This window comes from Streptomyces xanthochromogenes (assembly GCF_014650455.1).
Classification (GTDB): Bacteria; Actinomycetota; Actinomycetes; order Streptomycetales; family Streptomycetaceae; genus Streptomyces; species Streptomyces xanthochromogenes.
Genome location: NZ_BMUZ01000003.1, coordinates 205,600 through 221,376 on the forward strand (window position 1 = coordinate 205,600; position 15,777 = coordinate 221,376).

13 protein-coding genes are annotated in these 15,777 nt (G+C 69.8%); 2 read left to right on the forward strand and 11 right to left on the reverse strand.

Going from position 1 to position 15,777, the window contains the following annotated elements; translation table 11 throughout:
• Positions 1 to 5: 5 nt before the first annotated feature.
• Complete coding sequence (locus IE267_RS08225) at positions 6 to 2,375, reverse strand: ABC transporter ATP-binding protein/permease (protein WP_189762642.1); 2,370 nt, start codon at positions 2,373 to 2,375, stop codon at positions 6 to 8.
• Between the two features lie 292 nt (positions 2,376 to 2,667).
• Between IE267_RS08225 and IE267_RS08230 the strand changes: the two genes are divergently transcribed.
• Positions 2,668 to 3,264 (forward strand): TetR/AcrR family transcriptional regulator, encoded by a 597-nt coding sequence (locus IE267_RS08230; protein WP_189762643.1) that lies wholly within the window; start codon positions 2,668 to 2,670, stop codon positions 3,262 to 3,264.
• A gap of 91 nt (positions 3,265 to 3,355) precedes the next feature.
• Here IE267_RS08230 and IE267_RS08235 read toward each other — a convergent pair whose 3' ends face one another.
• The 8 genes from IE267_RS08235 to IE267_RS08275 form a co-directional block, all read right to left on the reverse strand.
• Positions 3,356 to 3,991, reverse strand: coding sequence for an FMN-dependent NADH-azoreductase (locus tag IE267_RS08235; RefSeq protein ID WP_189762644.1), 636 nt, complete (start codon positions 3,989 to 3,991; stop codon positions 3,356 to 3,358).
• A 208-nt stretch (positions 3,992 to 4,199) separates the two neighbouring features.
• Positions 4,200 to 4,961: a DsbA family oxidoreductase gene (locus IE267_RS08240; protein WP_167161221.1), complete on the reverse strand. Its 762-nt coding sequence runs from the start codon at positions 4,959 to 4,961 to the stop codon at positions 4,200 to 4,202.
• Complete coding sequence (locus IE267_RS08245; RefSeq protein ID WP_189762645.1) at positions 4,958 to 8,749, reverse strand: multicopper oxidase domain-containing protein; 3,792 nt, start codon at positions 8,747 to 8,749, stop codon at positions 4,958 to 4,960. Before IE267_RS08245 ends, IE267_RS08240 begins: the two co-directional genes overlap by 4 nt.
• A gap of 34 nt (positions 8,750 to 8,783) precedes the next feature.
• Positions 8,784 to 10,112 carry a methyltransferase domain-containing protein gene (locus IE267_RS08250; RefSeq protein WP_229860849.1) on the reverse strand — a complete coding sequence of 443 codons (1,329 nt, stop codon included), beginning with the start codon at positions 10,110 to 10,112 and terminating at the stop codon, positions 8,784 to 8,786.
• Positions 10,109 to 10,945 carry an iron-containing redox enzyme family protein gene (locus IE267_RS08260; RefSeq protein ID WP_189762646.1) on the reverse strand — a complete coding sequence of 279 codons (837 nt, stop codon included), beginning with the start codon at positions 10,943 to 10,945 and terminating at the stop codon, positions 10,109 to 10,111. The genes IE267_RS08250 and IE267_RS08260 overlap by 4 nt, the downstream gene beginning before the upstream one ends.
• Entirely contained in the window at positions 10,942 to 11,754 is an 813-nt protein-coding gene (locus IE267_RS08265) for a dihydrodipicolinate synthase family protein (RefSeq protein ID WP_229860851.1), read from the reverse strand. The genes IE267_RS08260 and IE267_RS08265 overlap by 4 nt, the downstream gene beginning before the upstream one ends.
• A 23-nt stretch (positions 11,755 to 11,777) precedes the next feature.
• Positions 11,778 to 12,290, reverse strand: coding sequence for a DUF6190 family protein (locus IE267_RS08270; protein ID WP_189762648.1), 513 nt, complete (start codon positions 12,288 to 12,290; stop codon positions 11,778 to 11,780).
• Positions 12,280 to 13,467 carry an aminotransferase class I/II-fold pyridoxal phosphate-dependent enzyme gene (locus IE267_RS08275; protein WP_189762649.1) on the reverse strand — a complete coding sequence of 396 codons (1,188 nt, stop codon included), beginning with the start codon at positions 13,465 to 13,467 and terminating at the stop codon, positions 12,280 to 12,282. Before IE267_RS08275 ends, IE267_RS08270 begins: the two co-directional genes overlap by 11 nt.
• A gap of 566 nt (positions 13,468 to 14,033) precedes the next feature.
• Here IE267_RS08275 and IE267_RS08280 point away from each other — a divergent pair.
• Entirely contained in the window at positions 14,034 to 14,645 is a 612-nt protein-coding gene (locus tag IE267_RS08280; protein ID WP_229860853.1) for a TetR/AcrR family transcriptional regulator, read from the forward strand.
• A 109-nt stretch (positions 14,646 to 14,754) separates the two neighbouring features.
• Here IE267_RS08280 and IE267_RS08285 read toward each other — a convergent pair whose 3' ends face one another.
• On the reverse strand, positions 14,755 to 15,333 hold the full coding sequence (locus IE267_RS08285) for a YceI family protein (protein WP_161252486.1): 579 nt from the start codon (positions 15,331 to 15,333) through the stop codon (positions 14,755 to 14,757).
• A gap of 55 nt (positions 15,334 to 15,388) precedes the next feature.
• Positions 15,389 to 15,721: a rhodanese-like domain-containing protein gene (locus IE267_RS08290; RefSeq protein ID WP_161249383.1), complete on the reverse strand. Its 333-nt coding sequence runs from the start codon at positions 15,719 to 15,721 to the stop codon at positions 15,389 to 15,391.
• Positions 15,722 to 15,777: the final 56 nt, after the last annotated feature.

Genomic DNA, 15,777 nt, shown 5'->3' on the forward strand with positions numbered 1-15,777 from the left:
CGCTCCTACTTCCGCATGACGGCGGGTTCGTGGCGGCGCAGCAGCCTCGCGACCGCGTAGCCGAAGACGACCGAGAGGGCTACGAGCATGCCCATGTTCAGCAGCCAGACACCCGCGGAGTGCCCGAACAGCGGGTCGGTGGTCAGGTCTCCCGGGACGATCCTGCCGAGGCCGATGGTCCCCGCCATGGCGCCCAGCGCCCAGCGCGACGGCACCAGCCACGCGAGCTGCTCGACGCCGGGCACCCCGTTCAGCTTGAGGAGTGCGCCGCAGAACACCACTTGGACGATGGCGAGGAGCACGAGCAGCGGCATCGTCACCTCCTCCTTGCGCACCAGCGCCGATACGAGGAGCCCGAGCATCATCGCGGTGAAGGCCAGCAGGGCCACCGCCAAGGTGACTTCGACCAGTGGTGGCAGGAGCACGCCTTTGCCGCCGGGTGCGTTGAGGTCGACACCGAGCAGGGCGACCAGGGTCAGGACGACGGCCTGCAGCACGGTGATCACTCCCAGAACGACGACCTTCGACATCAGGTACGCCGATCTGGAGAGTCCCACCGCCCGTTCCCGCCGGTAGATGACGCGCTCCTTGACCAGTTCACGGACGGCATTGGCGGCACCGGTCAGGACTCCGCCCACGCAGAGGATGAGCAGCGCGTTCATCGCCGTCTCCTGCGTCAGCCTGCTCCCTGCGAGGGCACGCGCCATGGCGCCCATCACGAACGGCAGCGCGATCATGATCGCGAGGAACGTCCGGTCCGCGCCGAGCGCGGCCGCGTATCGCCGTACCAGTGTGCGGAGTTGGGACCCCCAGCTCTGCGGCTTCGGCGGCGGCGCGAAGGATGCTGGCGCGCCCGCGCCGGTCCGTGCGAGGGGTCCGGGGAACGGCTGCACGGAGGAGTTGGCGATGTACTGCTGATGGAACGGCGATTCCCGGTAGTCCCGGGCCCAGTCCCGGTCGCGGTCCCCCTCGAAGGCTTCGAACGCCTCCGGCCACTGCGTGAAGCCGAAGAACGGAAGGGCGTCCCGTGGCGGGCCGTAGTAGGCGATCCTGCCGCCCGCGGCGAGTACCAGGAGCCGGTCGCAGACGTCGAGACTGAGCACGCTGTGCGTGACGACGATGACCGTGCGGCCGTCGTCGGCGAGGCCGCGCAGCATGTGCATCACCGAGCGGTCCATGCCGGGATCGAGCCCGGACGTGGGCTCGTCGAGGAAGAGCAACGATGGTTTGGTCAGCAGTTCAAGCGCGACGCTGACGCGCTTGCGCTGGCCGCCGGAGAGGCTGTGGATGGGCTGGTCGACGCGTTGTTCCAGGCCTAGTTCGCGGATGACCTCGTCGACCCTGGCCCGGCGTTCCGTCTTCTCGGTGTCCTGGGGGAAGCGGAGTTCGGCGGCGTACCCGAGTGCGCGGCGGACGGTCAGCTGGGCATGCAGGATGTCGTCCTGCGGTACGAGCCCGATGCGCTGGCGGAGTTCCGCGTAGTCGCGGTAGAGGTCGCGGCCGTCGTAGAGGACCGTGCCGCCGTCCGCGGGGCGCAGCCCGGTGAGGGCGTTGAGCAGGGTGGACTTCCCGGCGCCACTGGGCCCGACGACGGCCAGCAGGCACTTCTCTCCCACGGGGAAGGAGATTTGGTCGAGCAGTGTCTTACGGCCCTGGTCGACGGTGACCGTCAGGCCCTGTACGTCGAGCGACACCTCGCCCGTGTCGACGTACTCCTGCAGTTCGTCACCGACGAGGCAGTAGGCGCGGTGGCCGACGCCGACGATGTCGCCCGGCGCCACCGGGGCGCGGGCCACCGGCTGACCGTTGAGGTAGGTGCCGTTGTGGCTGCCGAGGTCGACGATTTCGTACGTGCCGTCCGCAAGGACCCTCAGCTCGGCGTGCCGACGGGAGACGACCAGGTCGTCGATGACCACGTCGTTGTCGTCGGCGCGGCCGATACGGACCGTGCGGGCGGGCAACGGGCGTACGGTCGTCGGCTGCCGGAACGTGCCCGTGGCCGAGGGCATGCTGACGGAGGATGGGCGCTCGGCCGCGACCGGTTCGGGATGAGCGCGGCCGACGAGCACGGCACAGGGGCCGTCGGTGACGTTGCCGAAGCGGATGACGCTGCCCGGCCCGATGTCCCACTCCTGGATGCGCCGTCCGTCGGCGTACGTGCCGTTGGTGCTGTGCTCGTCCTCGATCGTCCAGTGATCGAGTTCGGTGTGCAGGACGGCGTGATGCCAGGAGACGCGGGCGTCGTCGAAGACGATGTCGCTCAGGGGGTCGCGCCCCACGTGGTACTCCCGGCTCGGACTCATCACCGTGGAGCCGCTGTCCGTCTCCAGTACGAGTTCGGGCGCAGTCGCCGCACGAGGCCGCCGCTCTCCCATGCCCCGAATTCTACCTATTAGCCCAGTTTCCCGCCTGGGCCGGAAGCGGCCGCGGGCTCGCCCACCCGGCAGGCGGGGACGGCATCCGCGTCCACGTACGGGGTGTGCCACCGCGTGGCGATCCGCGTCGTCGAGGTCGCCGTAGCCCTGGACGAGGGGGTGCTCGTCCCGGTGGAGGCAGTGCGGCCTGGGCCGTGGGACGGTGGATCGCAAGGTGAAGGTAGTCTCAAATTCACAGCCCCTACGCGCCCAGAGCACGAGGGATTCGTCAAGTCAGGGAGAGGTGAGAACGGTGCCCGAGGCACCCCAGCAGCCGGCGCTGCGCGCCGATGCCCGCCGCAATGTCGAGAAGCTGCGCAAGGCCGCGGCGGACGCCTTCTCCGAGCACGGGCTCGACACGCCGCTGGAGACGATCGCGAAGTTGGCAGGGGTGAGCGTCGGCACGATCTACAACCGCTTCGGCAACCGCGACGCGCTGATGGACCAGGTCGTCAACGAACTCGCCGACCGGCAGGTGCGCGCGGCGATGGCCGTCGCGGACGGCACTACGGGTAGCGCGTGGGACAGGTTGCTGGCCTACATCGAGGCCATCTGTCAGTCGCAGGCCGACGACCCGGCGTTCAACGACGCGTTCTCCCGCCGCCACCCCAATGCGCCGGCCCTCAAGGCGGTCTGCGACCGGTCCCTCGTCTTCGCCACCGAGCTGGCCGCCGGCGCCCGCGCCGAGGGGGCACTGCGCGAGGATGCCCAGATGGACGACATCGCCCGCTTCTTCCAGGTCAACGGTGACCTCGTGCGGGCCGGCGACGACGCGGGGCGCCGCCGTGTCCTCGCCCTGCTCTTCGAGGGCCTGCGCGCCCGTACCGGCAGTCGCCCCCTGCCCGACTGAGCCCGGCCGGGAACGAGGACCTGGGCACGCGCGGCCGGGAACGACGACGGTGTCGGTCCTGCCGAGGCGGGGCCGACACCGTCGTCGCGCACTACGCGGCGCGAGCCGCCTTCTCGGCTGCCTCGAACGCGTCGGCCCGCGACTGCTCGCCGAGCGGGGCAAGGTGCTGCAGGGCCGGGATCTGAGCGGCCAGTGTCAGGTCCGCGACGATGAAGGTCGCCTCCATCTCGAAGATCACCGACAGGACCGACTCCAGGTAGTTCAGCACGTGTTCGTGCGGCGCCCGGGGCGTGCCGGGGGCGTAGGAGCCGCCGCGGCTGGTCACCACCGTCACCGGCGTGCCCTTCACCCTCGACTCCGGCGAGCCGGCGGTGCGGCCCATCAGGATCACCTGGTCCAGCCACGCCTTGAGGGTGGAGGGAACCGTGAAGTTGTACATCGGCGCGCCGATCACCACCGCGTCGGCCGCCTCCAGTTCCGCTATCAGGACCAGGCGCTCGGCGAAGGCCCGAGCCTGCTCCTCGGTGTGCTCCGCCGGGTCGAGCAACCCGGCGCCATGGGCGTCCGCGGTGATGTGCGGGACCGGCTCGACGGCAAGGTCCCGGTAGATCACCTGGCCACCCGGGTGCTCCTCCAGCCACGCACGGCGGAAGGCCTCGGTGACGGCCCGGGATGTGGACGCCTCGCCCGGGAACGCGGACGAGTCGATGTGCAGCAGTGTCGCCATGATGCAACTCCGAATGGGGTATGGGGGCGCGCGCGACCTCCCGCCGACGGACGGCGGGACGGGTTCGGCGGACAACTTGAATCCACCCTCAACTTTAGTTACAAGTTGAGGGTAGATTCAAGTTCCGTCGACGCGCGCGCTTACGCACCCCAACACCCCAGGTGAGCGGCGCCAAGACGACAAAAGATCAGTCGGCCTCCTCCGACCGCTACCGCCCCTCGGCGGCCAGGCTCGCCGCGTGGTTCAGGAGATCCGCGTAGATCTCCGGACCGTCCTTGTCGATGACGGGATAGCCCGTGCCGAAGCCGCCGTTCTCCCAGTGCGCCTCGATTCCGGGATTGGCACTGTTCGTGCCGTCGTGCAGGAACACGTGCGGGCTACAGGTGACTCGGCCCTCGCGGGCCGCCTCGTACTGCGCCATGATCGCCGCCCGCGCCGACCCGCTGTCCAGCGCACCGGCGAGCGCGTCGACGTCCACCGCGCCCGTTTCCTCGGCGATGTCGAGGATGACGTGGCGCAGGGAGATGCAGCGGCCCTGCGCCCAGAAGGCGCGGCGCAGGGCCAGGTCGAGCTGTTCGCTGGCGTGCCAGCTCTGCGCCTTCGCCGCCTGTACGGCTTCGAGGGCGGCCAGGGTCGTGACCGGGTACGTCCAGTCGGGCCCCTGCCACAGCCGCCAGCCCGCAGCCGGCTCCACCGCACCGAGCACGGAGATCTCCGAGTCGACGCCGGGGCGCGCGTTCACCTCTCGGTTGAACAACTCCAGCGGAAACGCCCGGAAGTCGAACCGGATGCGGTCCTCCAGGCCGAGCGCGCGCCGCGTCTGGTGCAGCCGGTACACGGCGACGTGCGCGAACGAGCAGTTCAGGTCGGTGAAAACGGCGATGGTGTCGGGGGTTTCGGGCAGTCTCGGGTCCGGGGGCGTGTGGGCGGAATCCTGGGTCACCGTGCCTCCTGTCGCGTCCTGCGTCATGGCGTCTCCTGTACGCGGATCAGGCCCCACCAGCCCTCGCTGACTCCCCAGTGCAGGTTGCCGGTGCGGTAGAGGTAGTCGCCGGGGTGCTGGGCCCGGAAGCGGAGCGTCCGCGTGCTGCCGCAGGCGAGGGCTCCGACCGTCGAGACGTAGTGGCCGAGCCCCGTCTCGGAGGCGTCCCACAGCTGGCCGTGCACGGTGATGCACTGGTTCCGCATCCTGGACGCACCGATCGCCAGGTGCAGGGCGATCCGGTCGCCGGGGCGGCAGTCCAGGCGCGGGGTCGGCGGCTCGGGGTCGGCGAGGACCGGGTCGAGCGGATGCAGCGCCGCCGTGCGGTAGTTGAAGGCCTTCTGGCCCGCGTCGTCAGGACTGTCCGAGAACAGGTCCGTGACCGGTTGGGTCAGATCGCCGTCGTGGTAGAGGCGCAGGCCGTCCTGGCTGACCAGGACCAGTTCCCGTACCGTCTCGGCGTCCGGGCGGCGCACCACGCTGCGCGCGCCGGTCCAGCGCTCGCGGCCCGTCCCGGGATCGTACGGCGTCGCCTCGCGCTCCTCGACGACGAGAGCGCCGACCAGACCCCGGCGCATGTGTGAGAGCACATCGGCGTACGAACGGAGGAGCACCACACCCGGCTCGCCCGCATACCAGCGGTAGGTGCGGGCGCCGCCCGGCTTCACGGTGCTGTCCTCGTTGCGGCCGACGTGCGTGCCGTCGTCGGTGCGCACGTCGTAGGCGAGCAGCGTGGGGTGCAGCGAGACACGGCCGGACACGACCCGGGCGCCTGGGTCGTCCTCGGCCATCACTTTCGGGTCGTCGGGGTTGGCCGGAGGTGGCCCGTCGAGCTCGTTGATCAAGGTCACCTCGACCCATTCGCCGGCCCGGCAGCGCAGGACCAGGGGCCCGTCCTCGCCGTCGTCACCGTCGACGGTGTAAACGAGTCCGTACGGATCGGTGCGCCGGTCGCTGTACTCGATGAGGCGGGAGCGGGCACGCACGGTGTACCGGCGGGTGGCGTGCGCGGCGGGCAGTGCGGTCGCCGTGTGGGCACCGGGCAACGCGGGCAGGTCCTGGCACCGCTCGTCGTGGAGCCTCAAGAGGCCCCAGCAGCCGAGCCACAGGTCGTTGCTCGCGGCGAAGGACCAGAGGTGGTCGCCCGGGCCGAGCCCATGGGCCAGAGCGAGTTCGGCGACGTTCGAGATGCCGAGGGTCTGCTGGTTGCGCCAGGCGGTGTCGGGGCGCCGCGCCCACTCGCGCCAGCGCGATCCGTGCAGCGTGAAGCTGTGCTGCAGGTCCTGGGAGCCCTGCACCAGGTGCACCCGGACGTCCTCGCCCGGGTAGGCACGCAGGAGCGGGGTGCCTGGGTCGCCGTGGACGGTGCTGGAGAACCAGTCGGCGGGGTCGCCGCCACGCAGGGGCAGCGGCACGGAACGGTAGTTGACGCCCATGACGCCCTGGTCGTCGGGAGCTCCGGGCGCGGGCGGCGGGTTGATGGGTCCGCCGTGATGGTCGCCCTCCCCCGTGTGCTGCACCATGGGCACGAAGTCACCTATGGCCAGGACGAATTCACGGTGCTTGTGCCCGTCGGGATGGGTGATGACGGCCTGGCTGCCGCGCCGCAGGGGCTTGCTGTGGTCGGTGGGCGACACCCAGGTGGCGCCCTGCGGTTCGGCGATCATCGCGCCGAACAGGCCGTGCCGCTGCCGGAAGTTGGCCATCAGGTGGTCGTGGAAGAGAACCGTGCCGAACGCCTCGTCGACGTGCCAGCGGTACGTCCAGGAGTTGTACTGGGCGAACGCCTCGTCGCCCTGGTCGATCGTGGTGGTCCCCGACAGGTAGTTCCAGCCGATCGCGGAGCCGTCGGCGACCAGCGGGTCGTACTTCACCAGGTGGGTGTGCAGACCGAGTTCGGGCTGGAAGGGCAGCTCGGGATCGAACGCGGAACCCTTGTGAGGGCCGGCCGGCAGGGCGTTGGTGAGCGTCATCTCCACGATGTCGCCCTTGTTGGCGCGGATCACCAGGGGCTCGACGGTGCGCTCCCCCGCGGTGATCTGCCGCTTGAACTCGGCCAGCCCGCCCGCCTCTTCGATCTCCTCGGCGAGCGTGTAGAACATGCCGTTGTGGTCGTGCCAGGTGACGGCGTGCTCGTCCTTGGGGTCGCCCGCGTAGTAGAGCGTGCCGTTCGTCACGACGACGTGGTAGCGGCGTACGGGCGCGCCGGCCGGTCCGACCTTGGTGAACGCCTCGCCCGGCTGCGGGTCGTCCACGAACGCGGCGGCCTCCAGGGCGGTGGGCTCGCGGCCCATGCCCGGCGGCTGCAGCGGGGTCCGCGGCGGACGGGGGTTCTTCTGCGGGTAGTGCGCCGCGTCCGCCATGAAGCCCGGGAATCCCGGGTGCTGGGGCGTGGGCCGCGGCGGCGGCGCGCGGTGCGGAAGCGGCGCGAGGGGGCGGATGCGGCGGCCGTCGGGGTAACTCCCGCTGCCGTCCTGGAGGGTGTCGAAGATCCGGAACATTCCCCACATGCCCATCATGAAGTGGACGTACATGTGACAGTGCCAGATGGAGTCGCCGACGGCACCCTGCTTGGAGCCGAGTCCGCCGATCAGGTTCAACGTTCGCCCCTCCTGCGGGCTGATGCTGACGGAGTCCACGATCGGCGAGTTCTGGTCGTCCGGGTCGACGTGCCACTGATGCAGGTGCGTGTGGAAGACGTGGGTGTCGCGCATGCCGCCGTGCAGCAGCCTGATGACTGCCGGGTCGCCCGAGTAGCCGGGCAGGACCGGCGTCGACGGGTCGCCGAACATCCACGAGCTGTGGTGCACTTCCTCGCCGTACACCTTGTCGCGCACCGGGTCGAGTTCGCCCGCGTCGAGCATCTTCTGGTAGCGGTACATCCGCCAGTCCATGGGCTCGATGCGCAGATTCACGGGCAGCATCGCGTTGTTGGGGGGCGTCAGGTCGTCCAGGGTGTCGGACTCGTCCGGCGCGACGGCGGGCGAGCCGGGTCCCGCGAAGCGTCGGACCATCGGCATCGTGTGCCGGTCCTGGCCGTCTCCTTCACCGGCGTGGCCCGGCATCCCAGGCATTCCCGGCATCGGCATGCTCGACATCGGGGGCATCACCGGGTTGTCGTTGCTCGGGTACTCCATCATCACGACGACGTACTCGCGGAAGCTGCGGTGCTCCAGGTGCACGTCCGCGTACAGGCCCGCGTCGAGCCGGCCTCCGGTCTCCGGGTCGGTCCAGGTGGCGCCGGGCGGCTCGACGACGAGCGCACCGATCATGCCGTGGCTCTGTGTCCCTTCGCCGCGCGCGTCGGCCAGGTCGCCGAAGTGGAAGACGCCCTCGTGCTCGGCGACCCACTCGTACACACGGCTCCTGCCGGGCGGCACACTGCTGTCGGGGTTGGCTCCCGCGGCGAGGCCGTCCATGGCGCGGGCGTCGTAGCGCACGCCCTGCATGGTGATCCCCGCGGGGCGCTGCAGCTCGTTGCTCAGGCGCACCCGCAGGCGCTCGCCGCGGCGCACCCGCAGGACGAGCGGCCGGGCGAGGGGGTGCGGCTTGGGAACCAGGTCGGGATCTTCCAGATAGCTGGGGAAGACTGCGGGCCAGCTCGCCCGCACTTCGCGCAGTTCGTCGGCGTCCTGCTCCAGGACGAACAGCGCGCCGTTGCGGTCGTGGTCCCCGAACTCGTTGTAGGCGATGGGCACTTGGAGGGCAACGACATGGTAGGTGCGGACCGGGCGCCCGTCCCGTGTCTCCTCGGCTGGGGTGAGTTCCGTGCTCATGTGGTGTAGTCCCCCGTCGGTGTCAAAGGTCGGCTCAGGGCCGGGTGGTGTGATCGAAGCGGGCGATCGCGAGGTCTCCGGAGACCACCTCGCCCTTCCAGCGGTAGACCTGCCCGAAGGTTCCGGCGGCCGTGTCCCGCAGGTGCCGTCTGCTGAAGGTGACCGCGATCCGGTCGCCGCGGCGCACCGGCACGGGCTCCCCGACCGGCACGTAGGCGTGCTTCCAGCTGTCCGACGTCGTGCGCGTGCGGCCGTCGCCGCCCTCCGCATCGCCGCCCTCGACGCCGTCGTCCGCGATGTCGTCGCCGGAGATGTCCAGGGCGACGTTGTCGGACAGCGTGGCGACGAAGTATCCCTGGAATCCCGTGAAGAGACCGTCGCGCTGGACCGTGTACACCAACTCGCAGGCGTACTGCACGTCTTGCTCGCGAACGCCGTCCGGGTCCTGGAATCCGTACCGGCGAAGGAGGCGCGGCGCGGCCAGGCGCGTCGAGGCCGGGATGACCGTGTCGTAGTAGAGGTCGAAGGCATCGCGCGCGCCGCGTGCGAGCAACATCGCCGCGAACGCGGCCCGCCCTCCCGAGTCCTGGGGTGCCCCGTCGCGCAGCTGCGCGTGGGCGCTCTCGGCGGCCACCGGGACGAGGTAGCTCTCCACGGTCCTCGGGAGCATCGCACCGCCGGGTCGCAGGAAGCGGCGGCGGGCGTCGTCGAGAATCGCGACGCAGTTCTCGTTGTCCGCGAGGTTGCCCAGGATCTCCGAGATGACGATGTCCGCAGGCTCGGGCAGGCGGAGGTCGAAGGAGTGCCCGGCGAGCGGCCGGAAGCGGTCCCCGAATCCGGCGTCGCGCAGGCGCTGGGCCGCGGTGTCCAGGACCTTCTCGTTCAGGTCGATGCCGTACACGCGGGCGGCACCGGCCTCCAGCGCCCACTGGGCGAGGATGCCGGTGCCGGTCCCGAGGTCGAGGACGGTGTCGCCGGGGCGCACGGCCTCGGTGATCGCGGCCCGGTAGGCGTCCATGCGGAGGCGGTCGCCGAGCATCAGGTCGTGGAAACCGTCGTCCCAGTCGAGGAGCTGCTCGGAAGCGGGAAGCCAGACCTGCTCCCGCTCGTAGAACTGGCCGAGTACGCCGGCCCGGTGCACGGTCAGCGCGTCGGCCGCGGGCCCGGCGACCGGGCAGCCGGTCGCCAGGTCGAAGCCGGTGCGGTGCAGCGGGCACGTGATGCGCAGCGTACGGGAGTTGACGAAGCCATGGACGAGGCGGCCCTTGCGATGGGTGCAGGCCGCGTCGATCACGAACTCCTTGCCCGCGACGCGGGCCCGGAGCCGGTCTCCGGGCAGCTCTTGGAGCTCCGCCTCGTTCACGCCGCCTCCTTCGCGCGCTCGACGGCCGCGTCGAACGCGCCGCCGACGAGCTCGGACACGAGCACCGCACCGACCCACACCTTGTCGGGGTCGAGCCCGCGCGCCGCCTCGTACTCCTTGATGGCCAGCTGCATCTCCTCCATGTGGAACGTGTCGATGTGCAGGTGCTCGGTGTAGTAGCGCCCGTTGGTGACGCCTAGACGTGCGCAGGCCCTGGCCTGGACGGTGAAGGCATGGGGGATGCTGGCCTCCAGGTAGGCGAGGCCGCCGAGGAAGTACTCGACGTGCTCGGCGCGCTGGGTGAGCCAGTAGAAGACGTTCAGGAAGTGGTACGTCTCGTCGCCGGTGGTGTCGAGGAAACTCTCCAGGTCCTGAGGCAGCCCGAGTTCGGAGAGGAGGTCCAGATACAGCTGGGAGTGGGCCTGCTTGAGGTTGCCGCAACCGAACTCGTCGATGAGGACGCGCATCACCGCCATCTGCGCCTTGATGGGCAGGCGCGGGATCGCCGGGAAGAAGTTCTGCGCCTCGGTGAGCCCGTCCAGGGCGAACTCCCGCACCACGTGGGCGAGTTGTGCATGGGTTGCCTTTTCGGCGAGGTAGGTTCCCGCGAGGCTGCCCGCGCGCTCCTCGGCGAGCAGCCCATCGAGCCGCCGCCGCCAGTCGGCGCGCGAGGCGACGTGCGGGGCGGCCGCGGTGATCCGGGCTACGAGCAGGTGGATCCAGTCCGCTTCCAGTTCTTCGATCGCTGCGACGGCCGCACTGGTCGGCCGGCAGCGGTTGAGCAGGAACAGGCGCTTGGGCGCGCTGTCCGTGGGCTGCGGTGCGGGCATCATGACGGTGTCCTCCTTTCCGGTCGGAGCGCCGGGCCGGCCATGGGGAGCACTTCCCTGTCCGACCGGAGCACTCCGCGCTGCTTCAGTTCGGTTTTGAGCGCCCGGAACCAGTCGTCACGGTCCAGACCGTACTTTTCGCACGCGTCCTTGAGTTCGGCGGCGCCCAGCTCGCCGGGATCGGCGAACAGGGCTGCGCAGAGGGCGGGTTCGACGTTGGCGAGGGCGAGTACGCACCCGTCGACGGGACCCGAGTCCAAAAGCAGACGCTCAAGGCCCTGTGCCACGGGCACGCCGGGCCGGGCCGCGATCAGCTCCCGGGTGAAACTCGCCGCGCCCGCCGAATCCTTGACGCCTGCCACCCCTGGGATGCGGCAGACGCGCAGCAGGGTGTCGAGCTCGATGACGTTCCGCGAGACGGCGTGCTCGTGGTAGACGATCACCGGCAGTCCGGTGGCCCCCGCGATGCGCTCGTAGTGCCCGTACATGTCGTCCTGGGACACCTCCGCGCCGTACGGAGTCGCCGCCACCACCGCGTCGGCGCCCAGGTCTTCGGCGACACGTGCACGGGCGACGACCTCGTCCGTGGTGGGCCGCAGGATGCCCGCGAGCACCGGGAGGCCGTTCGCACCGTCGACGACGGCCCCCACCACGGCGCACCACTGAGGGTCCGTCAGCTTTCCGCCCTCCCCCGTACTGAGGGCGGGAAGCAGGGCGTCGACGCCCGGCCCCAGCGAGACGACGAGGCGCGCCACGCTCTCCCCGTCCACCCCGCCCTCGTCGGTGACCGGCGTCACCAGGGGCGCGGTCACGCCGGCGAGGAGCCTCGGGCCGCTCACAGGGCGCCGGCCGGGATGCGCAGGGCCAGGGAGTCCCGATAGAGCGCCTCAAGGGGCTCCGGGAACGACGGCTCCGGCCCGACGACCGGGTCGGGAGCACGCACCGGCAGCTCGACGTGCCCGAGGAGTCGCTCGCTCACCGTGTGCAGGAGACCCTCGCGATTGTGGACCATGCCCAGCAACAGCCGCTCGTGCATGGGGAGATGGCGGGGCGTGGCGGCGTCCGTGCCGCGCCGCACGTCGGCCTCGTCGTATCCCACACGTTCGATGTCCATGACCGTGTGCAGGTGGTCCATGAACGGGTAGTAGGCGTCCTGGAGTTCACGGCTGTAGCCCCAGATGACGTCGTCGCAGCGTCCGACCTGCTCCAGGCTCATCACCAGACGCCCCGCGCAGCGGGTGACGAAGAAGGCTTTGCAGGCGCGGCGCACTTCTTCGGCCGCACTGTTCATCCCGAGGAACAGCGCGGCATCCGCGTACTCCGCGGCGAAGGAGCCGTCATCGCCCATGGCGCTCGACCACCTCGCGCATCCGCACCATCGCCTCGGCGAACAGCCGGGGCTCGCGCGCGAGGGCGAACCGGGCGTAGGCCTCGCCCTTGTCGGGCTGGCTCCAGTAGAAGAACCGCCCCGGCAGGATGTACACCTCCTCCTTGCTGAGGATCTGCTGCAGTTCGCTGGCCGTCATCTCGGGATGGTTGATCTTCGCCCAGGCGACGCTCACCGGCGCGACCGGCTCCTGGTACTCCAAGATGGTGCCGTCGAGCGCCTTGCGGATGGACTCGCGGTTCAGGGTGAGCACCTCGCGCACGGAGGCGAGGTGGTTCTGGTCGGCTTCCTCGATGTACTGCGTGAGCATGTTCAGAACGAACGGCGAGACGTTGAGCAGGACACTCGTGTGCAGGTTGTAGACGTCCTCGCGGATGTCGTCGCTGGCGGTGATCATGGCGCACTTGGCGTCCTGCACGGGCCAGGTCTTGCCGGTGTCCTCGATGGCGAGGTAGGAGACGCCGGAGGACTCGAGGAGTTCGTAGATGTCGAAGCGCGCGAGGTCCGGGTCGAAGAGCGTGAAGGACGCGAAGCAGAAGTCGATGATGAGGAGCTTGTTGTGGTCCTTGCAGAACCTGACGACCTCTTCGAAGCCCTTGCGCCCGTACTGGAGCAGGGTGAAGCCGGTCGGGTTGTTCGGGTCGACGAGGAACAGCGCGTCGGTGCGGACGTTCCGCTTGAGCTCGGCGTAGATGCGGTCCGGGTCGTGGAGCGCGGATTCCTCGATGGGATACAGCGGTACGCCCATGTTCGCCAGGACGTCGTAGAGGTTGTCGAAGCAGGGCTCGACGAGCGTGACGGACTTGCGGTGCTGCTTGAGGTACATCCCGGCGACCATCGTCGAGATCGACGCGGCGTACGAGAGGAGGGTCTTGTTCTTCGCGAGCGCCGTGGGCTGGCGGTGCAGGCGGAAGAACGCCTCGGTGAACCGCTGTTCGTACGTCGCCTGGAGCCCCTCCTCCGCCTCGTACCAGAGCTCGGGCAGGCGGGCGACGATCTTGCGCTGGGCGGCCGACTGCCGCTGGTGGGTGTGGGCGTCGGCGAGATTGAACCTGGTGCGCAGTGCCTGGATCTCGTGCTGGGTCAGATCGAGCAGCTCGGAGCCGTCCAAGCCGGTCGCGGTGCTGTGCGGGTTCATGCTTCCTCCGGTCAGATGCAGATCAGATGCAGAGGTGCCATGGGGAATGCGCGCGCAGAACCTCACCGGCGCCCCGTGCGGGGACGCCGGCGCTCCTGGGCGGAAGTCGGCGAAGGCAGGCAGAGCCCGTCGTGCGACCACGGACCTGCCGCGCTGGTACGCGATGGTCCGGGCGCCGCGTCCTCCCCGAAGATGCCCCCGAACCCCGGTCGGCCATGGTCATACAGGTCGGCCGGGCTCCGGGACGGGCATCGCGAGGTACTTCCGAGTGCGCGCGGTAACGGCGGCGTCAGCCTCTTCCTGGCCTGACCGAGAGCGCTGTGCGCGGTCGACGGCGGCCCACTCCGGCATACAGCACGGAACGTGGACGGCCCCTGAGTCCAGTCATGTGTCCTCCGTACATCCCCCGTAAACGGACCGTGGTCCGCATTTCACCCTGACACACCGAAGCCTCAACAGGCAAGCAGGATCAGGGAGTTGCTCCCACTGTTACCAAGCCGCATGGGCGTTGACTCGTATCTGTACACTCCTCGGGAAACAGCCTCCGACGTCTCGGACACATCCCATTGCGCGACCAGCAGGTCAGCAGACTGACCGACATATCGCATGGCCCACCCCGCGAGCGGGCCGACGCCGCGCGGAACCGCAGCAGGATTCTGACCGTCGCCGCCGAGCTGTTCAGCGAGGAAGGCGTCGACTCGGTCTCCCTGGACGCGATCGCCGCGCGCGCCGGGGTCGGGAAGGGCACGCTCTACCGCAGATTCGGCAGCAAGGCCGGGCTCGCCGTGGCCCTTCTCGACGCGCAGGACCGGGAGTTGCAGGAGAAGATCCTCTTCGGACCGCCTCCGCTGGGGCCCGGCGCCGGCGCGTCGGAGCGCGTCGCCGCGTTCTTCGACGGCTATTTCGACCTGCTCGACGCCAACCTGGAGCTGGTGCGCCTGTCGGAGACCACGGCCCCCGGCGTTCGGTACCAAGTGGGCTCCTACCGCTTCTGGCAGCAGCACTTGAGCCTGCTGCTCGCCGAAGCGCAGCCCGGCCTCGACGCCGAGTGCACGGCCCATCTCCTGCTCGGCATGCTGGACGCCGATCTCCATCACGCGCTGCGCGAGGGCGAGTTCAGCCCCGGAAGGGCCAGGGGGGCTCTCACCGAGACGATACGGCGGGTACTCGCGGGGTGAACCCCCGTTCGCCGGTCGCACCGGGGGCACGCCGACCGGACCCCGGCGCGATCAGCGCATCCGAGGTCCGGTCGCTTCAGGCCCGGCCGCCAGAGGTCGACTCAGCGGCTCAGACCTCCCTGATCGCCTCGATCTCCAGCGAGAGCTCGATCTCCTTGGAGACGAGGATGCCGCCGGTCTCCAGGGCCATGTTCCACGTCAGGCCCCAGTCCTCGCGGTTGATCTTGCCGCGGGCCGAGAACACCGTGCGGTCGTTGTTCCACGGGTCGCGCGCATAGCCGAGGTAATCGACGTCGAGCGTGACGGAGCGCGTCACGCCCTTGATCGTCAAGTCTCCGGTGAGCTTGCCGGCCTTGCCGTTCCAACTCACTGCCGTCGAGGTGAAGACACCCTTCGGGTGGCTCTCCACGTCGAAGAAGTCGCCGGAGCGCAGGTGGTCGTCCCGCGTCTTGTCGCCGCTGTCCACGGAGGCCATGTCGATTTCCGCGGTCACCTTGCTGTCTTCGGGCCGCTCACCGATGTACACCGTGGCGTCGACGCCCGTGAACCGGCCTCGCACCTTGGTGAGCATGAAGTGCCGCCCCATGAAGCCGACTTCGGCGTGCCCGGGGTCTATCTTCCAGGCCCCGGCGGCGGGGAGTTCAACGCCATCCACGATACGCGTCGGCGCTGCTGCGTTACTGGTCATCGTCCCTGTCCCGTCCCTATCCCTTGACTGCGAGGCGTGCGTCGGGCCGCGAAGCTCAGACGCCGGACTCGGTGGGCAGACCCGCGGCCTGCCAGTCTTCCTTGCCGTCCTCGTACGTGTAGACGTGTGCATAGCCCAGCTCGTCGAGGCGCCTGGCCGCGATCCCCGAGTTCGCGCAGGTGCTGCTCGCGCAGTAGACGATCACTTCCGCCTGCTTGTCGGGCAGCACGCCCGGGGCACGCTCGTCCACCTCGTCGTGCGGCAGCAGGAGCGCGCCCGGCAGGTGCGCCTCCTTGTAGTACGACTCGGGAAGGGCCTCGACCACCGTGACCCCGCCGGCCTCGATCTTGCGCTTGACCTCGTCACGGCCGAGATTCTGAACCGCCATGTCGCCAACCTCCAAGTGATCGGTGCGAACACCGAGGGCGCCGCACCTCTAATGAG

Excerpts from the sequence above, each read along its gene's own strand:
- IE267_RS08225 (WP_189762642.1), bottom strand. The coding sequence starts at position 2,375 with ATGGGAGAGCGGCGGCCTCGTGCGGCGACTGCGCCCGAACTCGTACTG.
- IE267_RS08235 (WP_189762644.1), bottom strand. The coding sequence starts at position 3,991 with ATGGCGACACTGCTGCACATCGACTCGTCCGCGTTCCCGGGCGAGGCG.
- IE267_RS08240 (WP_167161221.1), bottom strand. The coding sequence starts at position 4,961 with ATGACGCAGGACGCGACAGGAGGCACGGTGACCCAGGATTCCGCCCAC.
- IE267_RS08245 (WP_189762645.1), bottom strand. The coding sequence starts at position 8,749 with ATGAGCACGGAACTCACCCCAGCCGAGGAGACACGGGACGGGCGCCCG.
- IE267_RS08260 (WP_189762646.1), bottom strand. The coding sequence starts at position 10,945 with ATGATGCCCGCACCGCAGCCCACGGACAGCGCGCCCAAGCGCCTGTTC.
- IE267_RS08270 (WP_189762648.1), bottom strand. The coding sequence starts at position 12,290 with ATGGGCGATGACGGCTCCTTCGCCGCGGAGTACGCGGATGCCGCGCTG.
- IE267_RS08275 (WP_189762649.1), bottom strand. The coding sequence starts at position 13,467 with ATGAACCCGCACAGCACCGCGACCGGCTTGGACGGCTCCGAGCTGCTC.
- IE267_RS08285 (WP_161252486.1), bottom strand. The coding sequence starts at position 15,333 with ATGACCAGTAACGCAGCAGCGCCGACGCGTATCGTGGATGGCGTTGAA.
- IE267_RS08290 (WP_161249383.1), bottom strand. The coding sequence starts at position 15,721 with ATGGCGGTTCAGAATCTCGGCCGTGACGAGGTCAAGCGCAAGATCGAG.